The organism is Dactylosporangium sp. NPDC049525 (genome assembly GCF_040676755.1).
Taxonomy (GTDB): domain Bacteria; phylum Actinomycetota; class Actinomycetes; order Mycobacteriales; family Micromonosporaceae; genus Dactylosporangium.
In genome coordinates, this window is record NZ_JBFAPO010000011.1 from 66,276 (window position 1) to 86,822 (window position 20,547).

At 73.7% G+C, this 20,547-nt stretch carries 19 protein-coding genes; 13 read left to right on the forward strand and 6 right to left on the reverse strand.

What is annotated here, in order from left to right:
- Window positions 1-97 precede the first annotated feature (97 nt).
- The 6 genes from AB0K00_RS18420 (at window position 98) to AB0K00_RS18445 (ending at window position 6,049) form a co-directional block, all read left to right on the forward strand.
- Window positions 98-1,042: a sugar ABC transporter permease gene (locus tag AB0K00_RS18420; RefSeq protein WP_363522464.1), complete on the forward strand. Its 945-nt coding sequence runs from the start codon at window positions 98-100 to the stop codon at window positions 1,040-1,042.
- Window positions 1,039-1,920 (forward strand): carbohydrate ABC transporter permease, encoded by an 882-nt coding sequence (locus tag AB0K00_RS18425; RefSeq protein ID WP_363522212.1) that lies wholly within the window; start codon window positions 1,039-1,041, stop codon window positions 1,918-1,920. Before AB0K00_RS18420 ends, AB0K00_RS18425 begins: the two co-directional genes overlap by 4 nt.
- Before the next feature lie 26 nt (window positions 1,921-1,946).
- Complete coding sequence (locus AB0K00_RS18430) at window positions 1,947-3,293, forward strand: sugar ABC transporter substrate-binding protein (protein ID WP_363522214.1); 1,347 nt, start codon at window positions 1,947-1,949, stop codon at window positions 3,291-3,293.
- A 73-nt stretch (window positions 3,294-3,366) separates the two neighbouring features.
- A complete protein-coding gene (locus AB0K00_RS18435; RefSeq protein ID WP_363522215.1) occupies window positions 3,367-4,872 on the forward strand; it encodes a glycoside hydrolase family 36 protein in 1,506 nt (501 codons plus the stop codon).
- A 4-nt stretch (window positions 4,873-4,876) separates the two neighbouring features.
- On the forward strand, window positions 4,877-5,206 hold the full coding sequence (locus AB0K00_RS18440; RefSeq protein ID WP_363522216.1) for a DeoR family transcriptional regulator: 330 nt from the start codon (window positions 4,877-4,879) through the stop codon (window positions 5,204-5,206).
- Window positions 5,207-5,248: 42 nt separating this feature from the next.
- Entirely contained in the window at window positions 5,249-6,049 is an 801-nt protein-coding gene (locus AB0K00_RS18445; RefSeq protein WP_363522218.1) for a class I SAM-dependent methyltransferase, read from the forward strand.
- Here AB0K00_RS18445 and AB0K00_RS18450 read toward each other — a convergent pair.
- Window positions 6,030-6,638, reverse strand: coding sequence for a TetR family transcriptional regulator (locus AB0K00_RS18450; protein ID WP_363522220.1), 609 nt, complete (start codon window positions 6,636-6,638; stop codon window positions 6,030-6,032). The genes AB0K00_RS18445 and AB0K00_RS18450 overlap by 20 nt on opposite strands.
- A gap of 57 nt (window positions 6,639-6,695) precedes the next feature.
- Between AB0K00_RS18450 and AB0K00_RS18455 the strand changes: the two genes are divergently transcribed.
- Window positions 6,696-8,204, forward strand: a complete 1,509-nt coding sequence (locus AB0K00_RS18455) for an FAD-dependent monooxygenase (protein ID WP_363522221.1) — start codon at window positions 6,696-6,698, stop codon at window positions 8,202-8,204.
- 9 nt (window positions 8,205-8,213) lie between these two features.
- Here the strand turns inward: AB0K00_RS18455 and AB0K00_RS18460 are convergent, their stop codons facing one another.
- Both AB0K00_RS18460 and AB0K00_RS18465 read right to left on the reverse strand, forming a co-directional pair.
- Entirely contained in the window at window positions 8,214-8,888 is a 675-nt protein-coding gene (locus AB0K00_RS18460) for a response regulator transcription factor (protein WP_363522223.1), read from the reverse strand.
- Between the two features lie 3 nt (window positions 8,889-8,891).
- A complete protein-coding gene (locus tag AB0K00_RS18465; protein ID WP_363522225.1) occupies window positions 8,892-10,574 on the reverse strand; it encodes a sensor histidine kinase in 1,683 nt (560 codons plus the stop codon).
- A gap of 87 nt (window positions 10,575-10,661) precedes the next feature.
- On the opposite strand from AB0K00_RS18465, the gene AB0K00_RS18470 reads away from it, so the two are divergent.
- Together AB0K00_RS18470 and AB0K00_RS18475 are read left to right on the forward strand one after the other, a co-directional pair.
- A complete protein-coding gene (locus AB0K00_RS18470) occupies window positions 10,662-11,495 on the forward strand; it encodes a GDSL-type esterase/lipase family protein (protein ID WP_363522227.1) in 834 nt (277 codons plus the stop codon).
- Window positions 11,496-11,513: 18 nt separating this feature from the next.
- Window positions 11,514-13,868, forward strand: a complete 2,355-nt coding sequence (locus AB0K00_RS18475; RefSeq protein WP_363522229.1) for an Hsp70 family protein — start codon at window positions 11,514-11,516, stop codon at window positions 13,866-13,868.
- 30 nt (window positions 13,869-13,898) lie between these two features.
- Here the strand turns inward: AB0K00_RS18475 and AB0K00_RS18480 are convergent, their stop codons facing one another.
- A complete protein-coding gene (locus tag AB0K00_RS18480; protein WP_363522231.1) occupies window positions 13,899-14,732 on the reverse strand; it encodes a DUF6597 domain-containing transcriptional factor in 834 nt (277 codons plus the stop codon).
- Window positions 14,733-14,797: 65 nt separating this feature from the next.
- Here AB0K00_RS18480 and AB0K00_RS18485 point away from each other — a divergent pair, with 65 nt between their 5' ends.
- The 4 genes from AB0K00_RS18485 to AB0K00_RS18500 all read left to right on the forward strand — a co-directional run bounded on the left by AB0K00_RS18485 (window position 14,798) and on the right by AB0K00_RS18500 (window position 19,909).
- Window positions 14,798-16,174 carry an FAD-binding oxidoreductase gene (locus AB0K00_RS18485; RefSeq protein ID WP_363522233.1) on the forward strand — a complete coding sequence of 459 codons (1,377 nt, stop codon included), beginning with the start codon at window positions 14,798-14,800 and terminating at the stop codon, window positions 16,172-16,174.
- Window positions 16,171-16,848, forward strand: coding sequence for a DUF899 family protein (locus AB0K00_RS18490; protein WP_363522234.1), 678 nt, complete (start codon window positions 16,171-16,173; stop codon window positions 16,846-16,848). Before AB0K00_RS18485 ends, AB0K00_RS18490 begins: the two co-directional genes overlap by 4 nt.
- Before the next feature lie 88 nt (window positions 16,849-16,936).
- Window positions 16,937-19,339: an MMPL family transporter gene (locus AB0K00_RS18495; RefSeq protein ID WP_363522236.1), complete on the forward strand. Its 2,403-nt coding sequence runs from the start codon at window positions 16,937-16,939 to the stop codon at window positions 19,337-19,339.
- Between the two features lie 138 nt (window positions 19,340-19,477).
- A complete protein-coding gene (locus AB0K00_RS18500; RefSeq protein ID WP_363522238.1) occupies window positions 19,478-19,909 on the forward strand; it encodes a hypothetical protein in 432 nt (143 codons plus the stop codon).
- Between the two features lie 95 nt (window positions 19,910-20,004).
- Here AB0K00_RS18500 and AB0K00_RS18505 read toward each other — a convergent pair whose 3' ends face one another.
- Window positions 20,005-20,268: a hypothetical protein gene (locus tag AB0K00_RS18505; protein ID WP_363522240.1), complete on the reverse strand. Its 264-nt coding sequence runs from the start codon at window positions 20,266-20,268 to the stop codon at window positions 20,005-20,007.
- Between the two features lie 89 nt (window positions 20,269-20,357).
- A complete protein-coding gene (locus tag AB0K00_RS18510) occupies window positions 20,358-20,480 on the reverse strand; it encodes a hypothetical protein (RefSeq protein ID WP_363522242.1) in 123 nt (40 codons plus the stop codon).
- Window positions 20,481-20,547: the final 67 nt, after the last annotated feature.

The window sequence follows — 20,547 nt, forward strand, 5'->3', positions numbered from 1 at the left end:
CCCTGAGCTTCATCATTATTAACGGCCGCCCACCCCTCGCCGCAAGACGCAAAACTCGAAGATTTTCGATGGACGAATCGAGGCTCGGATCGTGACGATGCGTAACTCCCTGGCGGTGACCGCCCCGCCGGCATCGGGCCCGCCCGCCGAACCGGCCGGTGGGGGGCCGCGCCGTCACCGCGACGACCGGCGGGTCGCCTGGCTGTTCCTGGCGCCGGTCCTGGTCGGGTTCGCCGTGTTCTACCTGTACCCGACGGTCCGCGGCGTCTGGTACTCCGTCACCGACTACAGCCTGCTCAACACCCCGTCCTACGTCGGCGCCGACAACTACGCGAAGCTGGCCGGTGACGCGCAGTTCTGGAAGTCGCTGCGGATCACCGCCTACTACGTGGTCGTCAACATCGGCACGCAGACGGTGCTCGCGCTCGGCGTGGCCGCGCTCATGCACCGGCTGACCCGCTCGGTCGTGCTGCGGGCCACGCTGCTGCTGCCCTGGCTGGTGCCCAACGTGACCGTCGGCCTGCTGTGGATGTGGCTGCTGGACGCCAACCTCGGCTTCGTCAACCACCTGCTGTCCGCGGTGGGGGTGGAGCCGCAGGGCTTCCTGCGCTCGCCGGACCTGGCGCTGCCGTCCATCGCGCTCATCAACACCTGGGCCTACACCGGTTACACGGCGCTGCTGCTCTACGCGGGCATGCTGCAGATCCCGCCGCACCTGTATGAGAGCGCCGCCCTGGACGGCGCCGGCGAGCTGCGCATGTTCCGCCGGATCACGCTGCCGCTGCTGCGCCCGATCCTCGCCCTGGTGCTCGTCGTGTCGCTGATCGGCTCGTTCCAGATCTTCGACACCGTCGCCGTCACCGACAAGGTCGTGCCGGTCGGCGCCACCAGGGTCATCTACTACTACATCTACCAGCAGGCCTTCACGTACTTCCACATGGGCTACGCCTCAGCGGTCGCCATGGCGCTCGTGCTGATCCTCGGCCTGCTCACCGCCGTGCAGATGTGGCTGCTGCGCGCCTCGCGATCGGATCTGACATGACCCGCCGTCCGCGGCCGGGCCGGCTGCTGGCCTGGACCGCCCTGATCGTGTTCCTCGTCGTCACGATCCTGCCGTTCTACTGGATGCTCCGCACGGCGCTCACCCCCGCCGCCGACATCTACTCCGACAGCTCCGGCCTGGTGCCGCAGCACCCCACGATGATCAATTTCTGGAGGATCCTCGGCCTCGTCGACGAGCAGGCCGCACGCGACGCCGGCGGCTCCGGCGCGCAGATCAACTTCCTGCGGTACACCCTCAACTCCATCATCTACAGCGGCCTCATCGCCAGCGTGCAGACCTTCTGCTGCGCCATGGCCGGATACGCCTTCGCGCGCCTGCGCTTCCCCGGCCGGGACCTGCTCTTCGGCGCCGTCATCGCGGCGCTGATGGTGCCGCCCATCTTCACCCTGCTGCCCAACTTCGCCCTCGTGCGCAGTCTCGACGCCATTGACACCTTCGCCGGCATGGTCGCGCCGGCGCTGCTGATGACCCCGTTCGCCGTGTTCTTCCTGCGGCAGTTCTTCCTCTCCGTGCCCGCCGAGGTGGAGGAGGCCGCCATCATCGACGGCGCGAGCCGCTGGGGCATCTTCTGGCGGGTCATCCTGCCGATGAGCCGCGGGCCGCTCATCACCATCGCGCTCACCACCTCCGTGTGGGCGTGGAAGGACTACCTGTGGCCGCTGCTCGTCGGCCGCGGGGAGGACAACCGGGTGCTCACCGTGGCGCTCGGCGTGTTCCTGCAGCAGTCACCCAACACCCAGCCGGACTGGACCGGTCTCATGGCCGCCTCCACCCTGTCCGTCCTGCCCGTCCTGCTGTTGCTGATCTTCCTCGGTAAGCGGCTGGTGCAGTCGCTGAACTTCACCGGCATCAAATGACACCCCTGTTGCGAAAGGGAACCCCCGTGAACACACGCCTCCGCACGGCGGCTGCGCTGACCGCCGCGGCGCTCGCCTTGCCTGCCACCCTGTCGCTCGCCGCCTGCTCCTCGGAGTCCGGCGACGGCGGCGGCAAGGTCACCCTCAACTACTGGCTGTGGGACGACAAGCAGCTGCCCGCCTACCAGGCCTGCGCCGACGAGTTCAGCAAGGCCAACCCGAACACCACCATCAAGTTCACGCAGACGGCCTGGGCGCAGTACTGGCAGAACCTCACCACCCAGCTGGCCAGCGGCAGCGCCCCCGACGTGTGGACCGACCACGCGTCCTACTATCCGCAGTTCGTCACCAGCAACCAGATCCTGGACATCCAGCCGTTCGTCGACCGCGACAAGGTCGACCTCAACCAGTACCAGGCCGGCCTCGCCGACCTGTTCGTCAAGGACGGCAAGCGCTACGGCCTGCCGAAGGACTGGGACACCATGGCCCTGGTCTACAACACCAAGCTCGTCACCGACACCGCCGGGCTGGACAAGCTCACCTGGAACCCGGCCGACGGCGGCAGCTTCGAGCAGGCGATCGCCAAGGCCTCCGTCGACGCGCAGGGCCGCAACGGCCTGGACCCTGCCTTCGACAAGAACACCGTGAAGGTCTACGGCTTCCTGCCCGAGTGGGCGGACGGCTCGCAGGGCCAGAACGGCTGGGGCGACCTCGCCGTCGCCAACGGCTTCAGCTACCTCGACAAGAACCCGTGGGGCACCAAGTACAAGTACGACGACCCGAAGCTCGCCGAGACCATCGGCTGGTTCAAGCACCTGATCGACAAGGGCTACGCCCCGAAGTTCGACAAGCAGTCGACCATCGGCCGCGACGCCACGATGGATTCCGGGCAGGCCGCGTACACCATCGTCGGTTCCTGGACCATCGGCACCTACCTCGGCACCGGCGCCAAGCAGCAGTACGCGTTCGCGCCGCTGCCCGCCGGCCCGTCCGGGCGCAAGACCGCCATCAACGGCCTCTCCGACGCGATCTACGCCGGTACCAAGCACCCGGACCAGGCGTGGTCGTGGGTGAAGTTCCTCGGCTCGTCCGCCTGCCAGGACATCGTCGGTGACAAGGCCGTCGTCTTCCCGGCCGTGAAGTCCGGCACCGAGAAGGCCCTCGCCGCGCACAAGGCCGCCGGCCGCAACGTGCAGGCGTTCACCGACCAGGCGGCCGCGTCCGGCGGCACGTTCTTCCTGCCGATCACGGATCACGGCAACGAGGTCAGCCAGATCGTGCAGGACGCCATCCAGTCCGTGGCGCTGGGCCAGGCCGCCCCGGCCGACGCGCTGAAGAAGGCCAACGACCAGGTCAACGGCCTGTTCAAGTAGCCGTTCCCCGGTTATTGACCGCGGCGGGGCGGGTCTGTCCCGCCCCGCCGCACCGCACCCGCAAAGGAGAACCATGGCACAGCTCGTGGAGGTCGGCGGACACCACTTCGCCCTCCAGCACTCCGCCAACGGCACACCACGTCCCGTCCCCGGTGGCGTCCTGCTACCCCCGGGCCGGATCGCGATCCTGCACGGACTCGGCGACGCGTCGTTCTACCGGCACGGGTACAACTCGTGGAGCCCGTGCGGCTGGCGGCGGCTGAGCCAACCTCCCCTGCGCGTGCCGAACCCGCAACGGCTCGTCACCGCCGACGACCCCACGTTCGACGACCCCGCCCGGCACCACTCCTCGGCGGTCGCCGCCCTGCAGGACGCCGGCGGCCGGACCCTCCTGCTGGGCGCGCTCGGCCTCGACACCCCGCGGCTGGTCGCCGACCACGACACGCTCACCGGCTGGTACGCCGGCGCCGGCGCCGACTGGTTCCTCGCCTACGGCACCGAGGACGACGTGTTCAGCGCCTACACCGACCAGCTCGCGGCGAGGTTCGGCGCCACCACCCGCCGCGCCGGCAACGTCTGGTGCAGCTGGTACGCCTACTACGAGAACATCACCGAGACCCAGCTGACCAAGGACATCGCCGACCTCACCGGGCTGCCCTTCGACGTCGTGCAGATCGACGACGGCTGGGAGGAGCTCGTCGGCGACTGGCAGCCCAACGCCAAGTTCCCCAGCGGCATGCGCAGCCTCGCCGACCGCATCACCGACGCCGGGTTCACCCCGGGCCTGTGGCTCGCCCCGTTCATCGCGCTGCCGCACTCCCGGGTCGCCACCGAGCGCCCGGAGCTGCTGCTGCGCGGGCCCGACGGGCAGCCGGTCGTCGCCGGGTACAACTGGGGCGGCCCGTACTACGCGCTCGACCTCGCCCGCGCCGACGCCCTCGACCACGTCGCCGCGCTCATCCGGACCGTGGTGCACGAGTGGGGTTTCCGCTACCTGAAGCTGGACTTCGTCAACGCCGGCGCCGCACCCGTCCCCGGCGCCGGCCCTGACCGCCCGCGCGAAGCGCTCTACCGGCAGGGGCTGCAGGTCATCCGCGAGACCGCCGGCGACGACGTCTACCTGCTCGGCTCGGGCGCGATGCTGCTGCCGTCGCTCGGCCTGCTCGACGGCCTGCGCAGCGGCCCGGACGTCGCCCCGATGTGGGACAACTACGCCTCCGTCGACCCGTCCGACGCCACCGCCCGCAACGCCGTCGTCAACAGCCTGCACCGGCTGTGGCAGGCGCCCCTCGTCGAGGTCGACCCGGACGTCATCTACTTCCGCAGCAAGCTCAACCTGCTGACCCCGCAGCAGCTGCGCTGGCTGCGCGACCTCGCCGACATCTGCCGCTTCCGGGCGGTGTCCGACCCGCCCAGCTGGCTGACCCCCGCCGAGCTCGAGGACCTCCGCGACTACCTCGAGGCCACCCCCGCGATCCGCCGTCTCGGCCGCTACCGGTTCACCGTCGACGGCCGCGAGGTCGACTTCGGCCCGGCCGTCGCCGCGGACACCGGCGGTCAGCTGTACCCCATCTCGTGACGCCATGTCGCCTGCCATGCTGCCGTCCGTCCGGCACCAGCGGATCATCGACCTGCTGGCCGAGCGGGAGTACGTGACGATCACCGACATCCGCGAGGCGACCGGCGCCTCCCTCGCCACCACGCAGCGCGACCTGGCGAGCCTCGCCCGCAGTGGCGCGCTCACCCGGATCCACGGCGGGGCGACCCGCCCGCCGCCGCCGCGCGGCGAGACCCGGCTGCTCGCCGCGTGCCTCGCCCGCGGCCGGCACGCCCTGGACCGGCACGATCTCAGCGGCGTCGAATACGCGCTGCACCAGGCCCTGGCAGCGTGCGAACGGCTCCGCCGCCAGTAAAACCCGGGCGTCGGCGGCGGGAATTATGGCAGGATGCCCGGCATGTCTGGTCGCGCGTTGAGCTTCGGAGCGGTCGCGGAAGCATACGAACGGTTCCGGCCCGGATATCCCGAGGCGCTGCGCGACACGGTGCTGGCCTACGCCGGCCGGCCGGTGCGGACCGCCCTGGAGATCGGCGCCGGGACGGGCAAGGCGACCCGGTTGTTCGCCCGGCCGGGGACCGTCGTCACCGCGACGGACCCGGACGGGGCCATGCTCGCCGAGCTGCGCAAGCACGTGCCTGCGGACGTCAGGACCGTGCGGGCCGCCTTCGAGGACCTGCCGCCGGGGGAGCGCTACGACCTGGTCTACGCGGCGGCGGCGCTGCACTGGACGAGCCCGCAGGGCCGGTGGTCACGGATGGCGGCGCTGCTGGAGCCCGGCGGCGTGCTCGCCTCGTGCGGCGGGCCCGTCCGGCTGGCCGACCCGGCGGCGGAGGAGGCCGTGCGCGCGGCCCGCGCGCCGTTCCTGGACACCGACGAGATCCCCTCGCCGGACGGGACCCCCGAGGGGCATGCGATGCAGTGGCCCGGCACGGAGCTGCAGCAGACCCCGTGGTTCGCCGACGTCCGGCAGCAGGTGATCGAGCGGCGCGTGACGATGCGCGCGCCCGACTACGTCGGGCACCTCTCGACGCTCTCGGCCTACCTCGAACTGCCGGCCTCGGCGCAGGAGGAGGTGTTCCGCCGGATCGAGCGGGTCCTGCCGGAGACGGTCGAGCTCGTCGCCGACGTCATCGTGCATCTCGCCCGCCGCCTTCCGCAGGACGCGTCGAGCCAGGACGCTACGGCAGGAGCTGTGTGATCAGGGCGTCGGCGAGCCAGCGCTCGTAGCCGTCGTCGGTCCAGCGGCGTTCGACGACGAGGGTGCGGTACACCTCGGGCAGGACCAGCGTGAGATAGATGGCGACGCCGTCCTCGACGCTGACGCCGGGCGCGAGATCCGGGGCGATGGCCTCGACCTGGCGGCGGAAGGCGCGCTCCCGGTTGCCGGCGATGGTGCGCACGTCCTGGGCGATGTCCGGATCGGTCCGGGCCGCCTCCTGGTAGATGTCGATCACGTCATACATCTGCTCGAACTGCCGGCGCTGGAGGTTCGCGCACGTCCGGAGGGCGTCCCGCGGGTCCGGCTCGGCGAGCGCCTCCTCGTGGGCCCGGTCGACGTCGAGGGTGCCGGCGACGCCCCAGGCGATCGACCGCAGGATCGCGGCCTTGCCACCGAATGCCGAGTAGATCGTCGGCGCCGGGATGTCGGCGGCCTCGGCGATCGCGGCGATCGTCGTCCCCACATAGCCCTGGGCGGCGAACAGGGTCCGTGCCGCCGCGGCGATCTGCGCCTTCGTCGCCGCCGCCTGGCGCTGCCGGTGGCTCGACGCCTCCTTCTTGACAACCACGCCGGGAGAGTATCACTCTTGTAGTCATAGTCGCACTATGACGAAACGAGCGTCGCTATGACTGAGGAAGTCGCCGAGACGACCGTGCTGATCGTGGGCGGTGGACCGGCCGGGCTGACCGCGTCGCTGCTGCTGTCCCGGCACGGCGTCGACTCGCTGCTGATCGACAAGCGCACCGCCGGGTCCCCGCTGCCGCGGGCCAGGGGCGTGCACTCCCGGGCGATGGAGATCCTGCGGGTCTGCGGCGTCGAACCCGACCTGCGCGCCGTGGAACTGCCGATCACGCCGGGGGCGGAGTGGCGCACGGACCTGACCGGCGCGCCGCTGCGGGAGGACGTGCCGTCGGCCGGCCGGACCACGGTGAGCCCGTGCGAGGGGCTGTCGGTCTCGCAGGACGTGTTCGAGTCGGTGCTGCGCGACCACGCCCGCGGCCACCCGGCGGGGCAGCTGCGGACCGGCGCGCGGCTGGAGTCGTTCCGGATCGTCGACGGCGCCGTCCGCGCGACCGTGACGTCGGTGGACACCGGCCGCACGACGCAGGTCCGGGCCCGCTGGATGATCGCGGCCGACGGCGCCCGCAGCGGCGTACGCCAGCAGCTCGGCATCGACATGAACGGCCCCGACGACCTCGGCCGGCAGACGATGATCGCGTTCCGGGCCGACCTGAGCGCCTGGACCGGCGCCCGCCCGCGCGGGATCTACTTCCTCACCGCCACCGGCGCCGCGCTGATCTGGACCCACGCCGACGACCGCTGGGTGATCAGCCGGCCCGGCCCGGTGGCCGACCTGTCGGCGGGGGCCGTCCGTGAGGTGCTGGGCCTGCCCGACCTGACCCTGGACGTGCTGGCCGGCGGCCCGTGGACGGCCGCCGCGCAGTCCGCCGCCCGCTATGCGCACGGCCCCGTGTTCCTGGCCGGCGACGCCGCCCACCGCTTCCCGCCCGCCGGCGCGACCGGCGTGAGCGCCGCGATGCACGACGTGCACAACCTCGCCTGGAAGCTCGCCGCCGTCGTGCACGGCCACGCCGGCGAGGCGCTGCTGGACACCTACGCCGCCGAGCGGGAGCCGGTCGGGCGGTGCAACGCCGAGGAGACCGGCGCCGCCTGGTCCCGGCTCTTCAGCGGCGACGGGGCGCCGTTCAGCGGGCGCAGCCTGGCCCAGCTCGACATGGGCTACCAGTACCGCTCGCCGGTCGTCGCCGGCGACGGCGGCCCGGACGCCGACCCACCCGGCGCCGACTACCGGCAGAGCGCCGCGCCCGGCTGCCGCGCCCCGCACCTGTGGCTGGCCGACGGGACCTCCACCGTCGACCTGTTCGACCGGACGTTCACGCTGCTGACCGCCGGACCCGGCGGCGCCTGGCGCGACGCCGCCGCGCAGTGCCCCGCGGTGCCCGTCGCCAGTCACGTCCTGACCGAGCCCGGATGGCCCGACCTGTATGGCATCGCACCCGACGGCGCGGTCCTCGTCCGGCCGGACGGCCATGTCGCCTGGCGTAGCCGTTCCACCTCCACCACCGCCGGCACAGAGCTGAAGACCGCCCTGGCCACCTGCACCGGCGGCTGACGTGTCCGCCTACTGCCCTGGGCGCCGGCGTTCGGAGGATGCGTCCAGGTAGGACAGCACGGCGCGGACGCGACGGTTGTCGGTGGCCGTGTCGGCGATGCCCAGACGGTCGAAGATGTGCTGGATGTGCGTGCCGACGGTGCGTGGGGAGACGCCGAGCCGCTCGGCGACGCCACGGTCGGTGAGCCCCTCGGCCATCAGCACCAGCACCTCGCGTTCGCGGTCGGACAGCACCGCGAGCGCCTCCGGCACCGCGGGCGCGGCGAGCAGCAGTTCGACGAGGGCCGGGTCGACCACCACGTCGCCGGCGCTGACCCGCCGCACCGCGTCGATCAGCGTGGCGCGCTGCATCACCCGGTCCTTCAGCAGGTAGCCGACGTGGGTGCGGCCGCCGTCGAGGAGCTCCATCGCGAACGCGGTCTCGACGTACTGCGACAGCACCAGCACCGCGACGGCCGGGTATTCGCGCCGGATCCGGCCGGCGGCGCGGATGCCCTCGTCGGTGAAGGTCGGCGGCATGCGGATGTCGACCATGGCCAGGTCCGGCCGCTCGTGGGCGACGACGCGGTGCAACTGCTCGACGTCGGCGGCCTCACCCACCACCTCGACGGCGTCGATCGCGCCGAGCAGCCTGGTCAGGCCGGCCCGGACGATCAGGGAATCGTCGGCGACGACGATGCGCATCACTCACTCCGTCCTTGCCATCGGCGCCGCCGGGATGCGGGCCTCGACCGTGGTCCCCCCGCCGGGCGGGCTCTGCACGCTGAACACCCCGCCGGCCACGGTGACCCGGTCGGCCAGGCCGCGCAGCCCGGACCCGCGGTCCACATCGGCGCCGCCGGGGCCGTCGTCGCGCACCTGGACCGTCAGTTCGCCGTCGCCGAAGGTCACCCGGATGTGCACCCGGGCGCCGGGCGCGTGCCGGACCGCGTTCTGCAGCGCCTCACTCACCACGAAATAGGCGGCCGTCTCGACGTCGGCCGGCAGCCTCGGTACCCCTGCGGCATCGAGCGCCACATCGGCCCTGGCGCGCCGGCGCAGCTCCGCGAGGGCGGTGGGCAGGCCGCGTTCGGTCAGCATGGCGGGCCGCAACCCCCGGGCCAGCGCGCGCAGCTCGTCGATCGAGTGGCGCAGCTGGCCGCTGGCGTCGTCGAGCATCGCGGCGGCGGGATGGGTGTCCGGGACCTCCAGGCGGGCCGTCTCCAGGGCCATGCCCACCCCGAGCAGTTGCTGCTGCGCCCCGTCGTGCAGGTCCCGCTCCACCCGCCTGCGCTCCGCGTCGGCGGCCTGGACCAGCCGTTCCCGCGACGCGCGCACCTCGGCGAGCTGGGCGTGGACCTGCCGGTGCAGCCGCGCGTTCTCGATGGTCATGCGGGCCGCGGCGACACCCGCCTCGAACAGCTCCGGGTCCTCGGTGCGGGCGCTGCGGTGGTGGTGCATCGTGTACCCGTCGCCCAGATCAGTGCCGTCGGCTTCGCCCGCCGCGCCCGCGACGATGCGCAGGCTGGGGTCGCGCAGCAGCGCCGCCAGGCCGCTCTGCAGCTCGGCGATGTCGGCGGTGCGGAGGCGGACCAGCAGCGCCGCCACGTCCGCCCGGGCCAGTTTCGTGTTCACCAGCGCGATCAGCAGCCCGACCGGCACGAGCAGCGTCGCCAGGCGCCGCACCCACCACATCACCGCCCAGAGATGACCGTCGGTGACGTTGAACAACCCCAGGCCGACGTGCATCAGGTAGGCGGCCGACAGCACGCCGATCGCCCACAGTGCCGGCGCGGCGCTGCGGCGCTGCGGTGCGGCCATCCCGCGCCGGCGCAGGACGACCAGGGCCAGGAACCAGACGCCGAGACCGACCGCGAGGATGTCGTTGACGTCGTACCAGTGCACGACGAACGCCCGCTCCGGTGAGATCAGCAACGGGTTGGCGGGGCAGCCGTCGGCCGGGCAGACGACCATCCAGGCGGGCTCCGCGAACAACCACGGCACCAGCCAGAACAGCGGCCACAGGTACGTCACGGTGAGAAAGACCCGTTCCCGGCGGCTGTGGGTGCGGCCGTCGGGGTAGGTCAGCATGGCGTGCGCGAGCAGCGTCCAGTACAGCGGCTGGAGGGCGCCCTCGACGGCGAGCAGCAGCCCGCTCTCGGCCGTGCCGGGGCCGTTGAGCACGACGAACAGGCCCCACGCCAGCAGGATCACGCCGACCCGGCTGTCCGGCCGGCGCCTGAGGGCGACGACACCGGCCACGATCACCGTGAACTGCACGGCGGCCGTGATCAGCATCAGCCACAGCCAGCTGCCGAGCCGCTCGAAGTACCAGATGCGGAACGCGAGCAGCAGCGCGGCGACCGCGAGCAGCACGACACGGGTTCTCACCGGCTCAGGATGGCACCCGCGGTCAGTACCGGACATGCGTAGAACTACTGACGCGCCCGGCGGGGGCCGGCGCCGAGCATCGAGACCATGAACCGGCACCTGACCCGGCTGCTCGCCGCCGCGCTGGCCGTCGCCTCGGTCACCGCGGCGACGCCCGCCCCCGCGGCGGCCCACCCGCCGCTGCGCTACCACCTGGCCCTGGGCGACTCGCTGCCCTACGGCTTCACCACCGCCGGCGCCCTGGCCGGCCTGCCACCGTCCGCGTTCACCGGCTTCACCGACCTCGTCTCACGGGCCGCCGGGCTGCGGACGGTCAACTACTCGTGCCCCGGCGAGACCACCGGCACGTTCATCGCCGGCCCGTGCGGCTGGCGCGCCGCCGGCTTCCGGCTGCACGACGACTACCCCGGCAGCCAGCTCGCCGCGGCCGAGGCGTTCCTCGCCGGGCACCGGCGCGACGCGCACACCCTCATCACGCTCACCCTGTGGGGCAACGACATCCGGCTGTTCCTGGCGTCCTGTCCGGACGTCGCCTGCGTGCTGGACCGGGCGCCGGCCGAGATCGCCGCCCTGGCCGGACGTCTCCGGCAGGCGCTGGTGCGGCTGCGGTCCGCGGCACCGCACGCGCGGATCGTGCTGGTGGGCGCGTTCACGGTCCAGCTCACCGACCTCGCGGCCGCCGACCGGCTGATCGCCGCGCTGAACGCGGCCATGGCGGCCGTCGGAGCCGCCGCCGGTGCGCGCTTCGCCGACCCGTCGCCGATCTTCAACCCGCCGGGTGACGCAACGGCCCGGCGGAAGGTCCTGTGCCGGCTCACCCTCATCTGCGCCGAGAACGACAGCCATCCCAGCGCCGCCGGGCACCGCGCCCTCGCGGCGCTCGTCCTCGCGCGCACACCGTCGCGCCCGCGTTCGTTGTGACCTGAGAAAGGCGATCACGTGATCCAGGACCAGTGTGGCCTCGGCGTCGACTTCGGCACCTCCACGACGGTGGCGGTGCTTGCCGGGCCCGACGGCCGGCCCAGGCCGCTGCTCTTCGACGGCACGGAGCTGCTCCCGTCGGCCGTGTGCGCCGACGAGCACGGCAGCCTGCTGGTCGGCCGCGACGCGGTGCACGCCGCGCGGGCCTACCCCGGCGGATACGAGCCGCACCCGAAACGCAGCGTCGATGACGGCACGCTGCTGCTCGGCGGCCGCGAGTTCCCGGTCCCCGACGTGTTCGCCGCCGTCCTGCGCCGGGTCGCCGTGGAGGCGGGACGGGTCACCGGCGGGCCGGTCCCCGGCGCCGTGCTCACCTGCCCGGCCGGCTGGGGCGCCCGCCGCCAGGCGGTGCTCGCCGCCGCCGCCGAGGCCGCCGGCCTGCCGAACCCCCGGCTGCTGGCCGAGCCCGTCGCGGCCGGCTGCGCCTTCACCGGCCTCGCCGGCGCCGCACCGGCCGGCGCGCGGATCCTGGTGTACGACCTCGGCGCCGGCACGTTCGACGCCTCCGTCGTGCGCAGCACCGGCGACGGCTTCGACGTCCTCGCCGAGCACGGGCTGCCCGACGCCGGCGGCCTGGACATCGACGCGGCGATCGTGGCGCACCTCGGTGCCACGTACGCCCAGCGTGACGCCGAGGCGTGGCAGCGGCTCACCCGCCCGTCCACGCCGGCGGACCGCCGCGCCGCGCACGCGTTCCGCGAGGACGTCCGCATCGGCAAGGAGATCCTGTCCCGGACCGCGTCGACGCTGCTGCACGTGCCGATCTTCGACGACGACGCGCTGCTGACCCGGGTCCAGCTGGAGCAGCTGGCGCTGCCGATCCTGCAGCGCACCATGCGCGCCACCCACACGGCGCTGCGCGAGGCCGGCGTCGGCCCGGGCGAACTGGCCGGGCTGTTCCTGGTCGGCGGCGCCTCCCGGATGCCGCTGGCCGCCACCCTGCTGCACCGCCACCTCGGCGTGACCCCCACCGTGGTGGAGCGGCCCGAGCTCGTGGTCGCCGAGGGCAGCCTGCTGGCCGGCCAGCACACCACAGTGACGGCCTCCGTCGCGGCGCAGCCGGTCGCGGACGCCGCGGCGCCGCCGCCGTCCGGAGCGTTGACACCGGCCGAGGCGCCGGTGGCGGTGGCGGTCGAGGCGGTCCCGCCGGCGCCGGCACGATCCTGGCTGCGCCGGCGGGGTGTCCTGGCCGGCGCCGCCGCGGCGCTGGTCGTCGCCGTGGTCGCAGCGACCGTCTGGTACGACCGCAGCGAGGACCGCAGCGCACCCGCGAGCACCGGTAGCGCGTCGACGGGCGGCTCGGTCACGGTCGCCGGTGCCGCCGCGGGCGGGATCAGCGGCGCCGCCGACGGCGGGGTCGGCAGTGGCGCTGCCCCGGCGTTCATCCGCACGCTGACCGGCCACGACGGCGAAGTGACCGGCCTGGCGTTCCTGCCCACCGGCACGGGCCTCGTCAGCAGCAGCAACGACAGCACCTCCCGGGTATGGACCGTGGCCAGCGGCGCGAGCGGCGCGCCGTTCAGCTCCGGCCACGGCGGGTACTGCGTCGCCGTCAGCCCCGACGGCGCCATCGCCACCGGTGGCAACGCCGACCGCACCGCCAGGCTGTGGAGCGGCGACGGCGGCCGGAACACCGCCACGCTCACCGGCCACACCGCCTGGGTCCGCGCGATCGCGTTCAGCCCCGATGGCAACACCCTGGCCACCGGGTCGTTCGACACGACCGCCCGGCTGTGGGACGCGCACACCGGCAAGGCGAAGAACGTCCTGCAGGGGCACTCGCAGGTGGTGTACGACCTCGCCTTCAGCCCGGACGGCAGCACTCTGGTCACCGCGGGCGGCGACGGCACGCTCCGGCTCTGGGACGTCGCCACCGGCCGCGGCCTGCGCACCATCACCACCGGCTGGTCGGGCGTCTACAGCGTCGCCTACAGCCCTGACGGCGCGACGCTCGCCGCCGTCGGCGCCGGCGGGCAGGCGGTCGGCATCAGGTTCTGGAACCCCGCGACGGCCACGCCGGCCCGCGCTGCCATCTCCCTCGAGGTGACCTCGGAGGCCGTCCGGTACAGCCCCGACGGCCGTTCCCTGGCCGTGGCCGAGGGCGACGACGTGCGCATCCACGACACGGTCACCGGCGCGTTGACAGCCACCCTGCGCGGCCACACCGCCACCGTGCGAAGCCTGGCCTACCGTACCGACGGCGCCATCCTGGCAACCGGCAGCGAGGACCACACGATCCGGCTCTGGCAGACGAGCGCCGCAGCCGCCTGGCCGGTCGCCCCGGCGCCCTCACAGGCCAGCGCCGGACCGTGAACGGTCACCAGTGGACGCGTGTGGCGGGCGTCAATGCCGGACGTCGGGCAGCAGCGCCGTATAGGAGGCGGCGTGGTCGTGCCCGGCCGCGCACTGCCCGGCGGTCTCCAGCAGGAACGCGCGCACGGACGTCCCCGTCAGCCGCCGGCACTCCCGATCCAGGTGCGAATGGTCGGCGTACCCGGCGTCGGCGGCCAGCCGGGACAGGCCACCCTCGGCCGGTCGCCGGCCCTGCGCGATGGCGCGCTGGGTGGCGGCCAGGACACCCTGGAACCGCAGCAGCCGGTGCAGCGTCTTGGGTGGCATGCCGACCGCCGCCAGGCAACGGCGCCGCAGGTTGCGGTCGGAGACCCGCAGTGTGGACGTCAGCTCGGTCACGCTGCCGGCACGTCCGGGCATCAGGTGCCGGACGGCGTCGGCCACCAGCGGATCCGGCCGGTCGGCGTCGGTGCGCCGGTCCACGACGTGCGCCTGCAGGACGGCGAGCGCGTGCCACGGTGACGGCGCGGCGGCGACCAGCTCGCCGACCAGCTGCGCGGCGCCGCGGCCCCAGACGGCGCCGGCGTCGAGCTCGCGGCCGGCGACCTCGGACGCGGGCAGGCCGAGCACCGCCGGTGCGGCGCCCGGCCGCAGCCGCAGCCCGACCACGGTCGTCCCGGGCGCCAGCAGCTGTGTGACCGGGCCGGTGCGCGGGCCCAGCACCGCCGGCGTGGCCCCGATCCGGCAGGTCAGCTCGGCGCTGCCGGTGGGGACGCTGCGGTGCCGGAACGCGGCGCCGCCGGGGTCGACCCGCTGGACGAACACGGCGGAGACCAGGTCGGCGAGCGCCGGCACGGGCAGCCGCTCGACGTAGCTGTGCTGCATCCGCTCACCGTACTGGCCGATTTGTTCAAGCGCCGTCCGCGCCCGCGCCCGTAGCGTCGACAGCCATGACGGAGGTCACGGAGGCCGACTGGGCGGTGCTCGCCCGCAGCGCGGGGGAGGTCGTGCTGCCGCACTCGGCCCGCTACGAGGCGCTGCGCCGGCCGGTCGATCCCCGGTTCCACCACGTGCGCCCGCTGGCGGTGGTGCGGTGCGCCTCGACGGCGGCCGTGGCCGAGACGATCGCCTTCGTCCGGCGCGCGGGACTGCCCGCGGTGCTGCGCGGCGGCGGGCACGACTTCGCGGGCCGCTCCACGACCGCGGGCGTGGTGATCGACATGACGGCGCTGAGCGCCGTGTCGGTGGCCGACGGTGCCGCGCGGGTCGGCGCCGGGGCGAACCTCGCGCAGGTGTACGACGCGCTCGCCGGGCACGGCCGCACCGTCCCGGCCGGCTGCGGGCCGAGCGTCGGCATCGCCGGCCTGACCCTCGGCGGGGGGCTCGGCGTCCTCGGCCGCCTGCACGGGCTCACCTGCGACCGCCTGCGCGCCGCCGAGGTGGTGCTGGCCGACGGGCGCGTCGTCACCTGCGACGAGCGCACCCACGCCGACCTGTTCTGGGCGCTGCGCGGCGGCACCGGCCGGTTCGGCGCCGTCACCGCGTTGACGTTCGCCACGGTGCCGGCGCCGGCGATGGTCAGTTTCCGGCTGACCTGGCCGCACCGGTGCGCGGTGGCGCTCGTGGAGGCGTGGCAGGCGTGGGCGCCGGCCGCACCGGACGGGCTCGCCGCCAGCCTGCACCTGACCGTCCCGGCCGATCCGGCGACGCCACCGAGCGCGTCGGTGGTCGGCACCATGGTGGGCCCGCCGTCCGCGGCCGCGGCCGTGCTCGGCGACTGCATCGCCCGGGTCGGCGCCGCGCCGACCTCCGACGAGCGACGAGCCGCCTCCCACCGGGAGACGAAGCGGCTGCTGGCCGGCGACGGCCCGGATCGTGCCGGGGCGTACACCTTCCGCAGGTCGGGGTTCGTCGCCGAGCCGCTGCCCCGCGCCGCGATCGTCGCCCTGACCCGGCACCTGACCGCGCGGCGCCGACCGGGCCAGGCGCGGATGCTGGATCTCATGCCGATGGGCGGCGCCTACAACCGCGTGCCGGCGGGCGCCACCGCGTTCGTCCACCGCGCCGAACGGTTCCTGCTGCAGCACCTCACCACCGCCGACCCGCGGGACTCGGCCGCCGCCCGCCGGTGGCTGCACGGGTCCCACCGACTGGCTGCCGGGTGCCGGTCCGGCGGTGTATACCAGAACTTTCCCGACCCGGATCTTCCGGACGGCGCGCAGGCGTACTTCGGCGCCAACCTGCACCGCCTGCGCCAGGTCAAGTCCACGTACGACCCCGGCGGATGCTTCGGGGCACTCGACCCGAACGAAGGAGATGGATCATGACGCTGCCACCCGTTGTCGATGAAGCCACCTGGCGCAAGGAGCTGGCCGAGCTGCGCGCCCGGGAGAAGGCGGCCACCAGGGAGCTCGACGCGATCGCCGCGCAGCGACGGCGGATGCCGATGGTGCGGATGCCCGACTACACCCTGGTCGGGGCCGAGGGACCGGTCCGGCTCGTGGACGTCTTCGACGGCAGGTCGCAGCTGATCGTGTACAACCACATGTGGAACCCGGACGCCGAGTGGCAGTGCGGCGGATGCACCAGTCTCACGTCGTCGTTCACCCGGCTGGACTTCCTCGCCAACTACGACGCCCGCTTCGTGATCGTCACCCAGGGCCCGATCGACGCGGCCCTCGCGTACGCCGAACGGGTCGGCAACACCATGCCGTGGTACTCCACCGCCGGCAGCCCGTTCGGCGCCGACGTCGACGCGCCACCCGCCGGCGGGTTCGGGCTGAACGTCTTCCTGCGCGACGGCGACACCGTCTACCGGACCTGGCACACCAGCGGTCGCGGCGTCGAACAGCTGACGTTCACGTTCGCCCTGGCCGACGTGCTGCCCTACGGGCGGCAGGAGGAGTGGCAGGACTCCCCGGAAGGCTGGCCGCAGTCGCCGACGTACAGCCGGTGGCTCGACTCGCCCGACATCGCCCGGCTGTACGGCCCCGCCACCTGAACCGTCCGGGATGATCCGTCGTTTCCGGACCGCGGGGGTCGGGTAACCGCGTGCCACACGCGACACGCGACGGATCGGAGTACGACCGGTGAGTGAGCCCAGGACGCCCCGGAGCCGGTGGTACCCGAGCCGGCTGCTCGAGTGGTACGCCCGAACCGTCGTGTGGCTGCGCTGGCTGGTGGTGGCGTTCTGGGTGGCCGCGGCCGCCGTGACGATCGCCTACATCCCGGCGTACGGCACCGGCGGCAACGACCTCGAGCAGCTGATCTCGGCGGACAACCCGGCGGTCCGCAGCGAGCTGCAGTCCATCGACAAGTTCGGGTTCCCCGTGCTGAGCCGGGTCGCGGTCGTGCAGCGCAACCCCGGCGGGCTGTCGCCCGCGACGCAGGCGAAGGCGGTCGCGCGGGCGAAGGCCGTCAGCGACGGCAGCGACCCGGGCGCGAAGCCGATCGTCGCGGCGGTGCCGGTGATGAACACCCTCGGGCTGTTCCCCGGCTCCGCCGAGGACGGCACGACGATCGTGACGCTGCTGTTCACCGACCCGAGCGTGACGTTCGGCGGCCAGCAGGCGGCGGCGGAGCAGTTCGTGGCCACGCACTACGACGCCGACGACGCCGTGGTCGGCATCACCGGCTCCGTGCCCGCGCGGGTCGAGCAGACCCGCATCGTGCTGTCGTCCCTGCCGAGGCTCGAGCTCATCACGGTCATCGCGGTGTTCCTGATCATCGCGTTCGTGTTCCGCTCGCTGGTCGCACCGTTGCTGGCGCTCGCCGTCGCCGGGGTCGCGATCGTCCTGACGCTGTCCATCGGCGGCGCGGTCGCGGAGCGGCTCGGGGTACCGGTGCCGCAGGAGACCCAGCCACTGCTGGTGGCGCTACTGCTGGGCGTGGTGACCGACTACGTGGTGTTCTACTTCGCGGCGGTGCGGACCCAGCTGGCGGCCGGCACCGACCGGCTCGAGGCGGCCCGGCAGGCGACCGCCCGATTCACCCCGATCATCGCCACCGCCGGGGCCACCGCCGCCGCAGGCACGGGCGCGCTGCTGGTCGCCGGCTCACCGGCGTTCCGGGCATTCGGGCCGGGGATGGCCCTCGCGATCGTCATCGGCATGCTCGTGGCGGTCACGCTGGTGCCCGCGCTGCTGGCCATCTTCGGCTCCGGCGCGTTCTGGTCGCCGCTGCGCCGGCGGGCCGTCGCGCCGGCCGCCCCACGCCCGGACCGGCCCCGCCGCGGCTGGTCCTGGCTGCTCACCCGCCGCTGGTTCGCCGCGCCCATGCTGCTCCTGCTCACCGCGGCCATGATCACGATGGCCGCACCGGTGCTGCACCTGCGGCTCGGCCTGTCGTTCGTCGAGGCGCTGCCGACGAAGCACCCCGCCCGCGTGGCGGCGGACCAGGCGCAGACCGGTTTCGCCGACGGGATCCTGTCGCCGACGGAACTGCTGGTGCAGGGCGCCGGCGTGGCCGGGCGGGCCGCGGAGCTGGCCCGGCTGCAGCAGTCGCTCACCCAGGCGCCGGGCGTCGCCGGCGTGCTCGGGCCCGAGACCCCGGGCGTCCCGCCGGGGCTCAACGTGTTCCGGTCCACCGACGGCACCGCCGTGCGGTTCCTGCTGGTGCTGTCCGACGAGCCGCTCGGCGCCACCGCGATCGAGTCGGTGTCCCGGCTGGACCGCGACCTGCCCGGCCTGCTGCGGGCCGCCGGGCTCGACGGGGCGCAGGCCAGCCTCGGCGGCGACACCGCCGTCGCCAAGGTCATCGTCGATCAGACCGTCAGCGACCTCGGCCGCATCGCCGTCGCGGCGCTCATCGCCAACCTGCTGTTCCTGATGCTCTTCCTGCGCGCGTTCGTCGCGCCGCTCGGCCTGCTCGCCTGCAGCGTGCTCGCCATCGGCGCCACCCTGGGCCTGACGACCTGGGTGTTCCAGGACGTGTACGGCAACGACGGCCTGACCTTCTACGTGCCGTTCGCGGCGGCCGTGCTGCTGGTCGCGCTCGGCTCGGACTACAACATCTTCGGCATCGGCCCGGCCTGGCGGGAGGCGCGCGGCCGTCCGCTGCGCGAGGCCCTCGCCATCACGCTGCCGCAGTCCGCGCACGCCATCCGCACCGCCGCGGTCACGCTCGCGGTCAGCCTGGGCCTGCTGGCGCTGGTGCCGTTGCGGCCGTTCCGGGAGCTCGCGTTCGCGCTGTCCGTCGGCATCCTCATCGACGCCTTCATCGTGCGGTCCCTGCTGGCGCCGATGCTGCTGTCGGTCCTGGGCTCCGCCGTCGAACCCGCCTCGGCCACCGAACCCGCCTCGGCCACCGAACCGGCCTCCGCCGTCGAACCGGCCTCCGCCGTCGAACCGGCCTCCGCCGTCGAACCCGCCTCCGTCGCCGAACCGGCCTCGCCGCGGGCCGAGGAGCGGGAGCCCTTCGTCCCGGTGGCCCGCGAGCCCGAGCCCGCCGAGGCCCGCGCCCTGTCCACGGAGTCCCCGCCCGAACGGATCTGATGCAAGGGCCGGATCGGCCGTCCGGCCCCTCGCATCGGCACGTAAGTGCTAATTCCGGCGCATCAGGCATATCGGGCCACGGGTGCGTGGTGTCCTCGAGGGAGGCGTCGACGGCGACGCCGGACACGGGGGAACATCATGGGACGCAACACCACACGCAACAGCCTCGTGACACTGGTCGCGGTGTGCGGGATCGCGGCGCTCACGCCCGCCGCGCCGGCCGCCGCGGCGCCGGTCCCGTTCGGCTCGGCCACCAGGATCGTGCTGGACCGTTCGGGGGGCTTCGCGGGCAAACAGGACGCCTTCGTCGTCGACCGCACGACCGTCGGCGGCAAGCGGGCACTGCGGATGGCCGGCAGCCCCTCGTTCAGGTGGCTGCGCAGCTCGTACCAACCGAAGAACCCCTGCTGCGACCGCTACGCCTACCGCGTCACCGTGTCGTTCCGCGGCGGCGCCCGCAAGACGGTTACGACCGTGCAGGGCACCCGGGCACCCCGGATCCTGTGGGACGTCATCGGCGAGGCCGAGCGGGTCGGCGTCCGCCCGTTCTCGCCGGCGTCCGCGGCCTGAGCGGCCGGGCCGAGATGTCGCTTTGACCGTTGGGTGTGCGGCGGCGTTGACCCGGTCCGGCCGGGGGCGGCAGCATCGATGTGCGGCACTCACTCTCACACCGAAGGGGGCGGTGTCGAGGGGATGGTCGACGCCGCTGACCGCGACGGTGAACGGCACGGCGGCCCGACCAGGTCGGGCACGTCCAGCCCGAGGTCGCCGCCGCCGAGCCGCGGCCCGGTGCGGCGGTCGGTCAGCGCGTCGACGACGGCCTCGTCGCCCGGCAGGGTCCTGGCAAGGTCCCGCGGCCGGGCCTTCGGCAGCGGCAACGGGCCGCCCTCGCCCTGCCCACCCATCGAGTGGGCGACGACGGCGCGCACCTCGCCCGGCGCGGGCGGGCCGGGCGCGCCACTCGCCGAGCCGCGCGTCGATGAACTCCGCCAGCTGGGCCGTGTTGTGCCCGCACATGTCATCGAGGGTCCCGCAGCCCCCACAGGGTCTCGCCGGTGACGGCGTCGGTCAGCTCGCTGCCCATGATGCCCGGCACGACGACCACCAGGTCGCTGCTCAGCTGCGGGCGAAGCGCATCCACGGTGTGAGGGTGGAAGACCGCCGGGACGGAACACAGGAGCGACACCGTCGCGCCGGGGGGCCCTGAA

Coding starts and splice junctions, on each gene's coding strand:
- AB0K00_RS18490 (WP_363522234.1), top strand. CDS start 16,171: ATGACGCTGCCACCCGTTGTCGATGAAGCCACCTGGCGCAAGGAGCTG.
- AB0K00_RS18500 (WP_363522238.1), top strand. CDS start 19,478: ATGGGACGCAACACCACACGCAACAGCCTCGTGACACTGGTCGCGGTG.
- AB0K00_RS18435 (WP_363522215.1), top strand. CDS start 3,367: ATGGCACAGCTCGTGGAGGTCGGCGGACACCACTTCGCCCTCCAGCAC.
- AB0K00_RS18445 (WP_363522218.1), top strand. CDS start 5,249: ATGTCTGGTCGCGCGTTGAGCTTCGGAGCGGTCGCGGAAGCATACGAA.
- AB0K00_RS18455 (WP_363522221.1), top strand. CDS start 6,696: ATGACTGAGGAAGTCGCCGAGACGACCGTGCTGATCGTGGGCGGTGGA.
- AB0K00_RS18420 (WP_363522464.1), top strand. CDS start 98: ATGCGTAACTCCCTGGCGGTGACCGCCCCGCCGGCATCGGGCCCGCCC.
- AB0K00_RS18460 (WP_363522223.1), bottom strand. CDS start 8,888: ATGCGCATCGTCGTCGCCGACGATTCCCTGATCGTCCGGGCCGGCCTG.
- AB0K00_RS18440 (WP_363522216.1), top strand. CDS start 4,877: ATGTCGCCTGCCATGCTGCCGTCCGTCCGGCACCAGCGGATCATCGAC.
- AB0K00_RS18485 (WP_363522233.1), top strand. CDS start 14,798: ATGACGGAGGTCACGGAGGCCGACTGGGCGGTGCTCGCCCGCAGCGCG.
- AB0K00_RS18470 (WP_363522227.1), top strand. CDS start 10,662: ATGAACCGGCACCTGACCCGGCTGCTCGCCGCCGCGCTGGCCGTCGCC.
- AB0K00_RS18480 (WP_363522231.1), bottom strand. CDS start 14,732: ATGCAGCACAGCTACGTCGAGCGGCTGCCCGTGCCGGCGCTCGCCGAC.
- AB0K00_RS18425 (WP_363522212.1), top strand. CDS start 1,039: ATGACCCGCCGTCCGCGGCCGGGCCGGCTGCTGGCCTGGACCGCCCTG.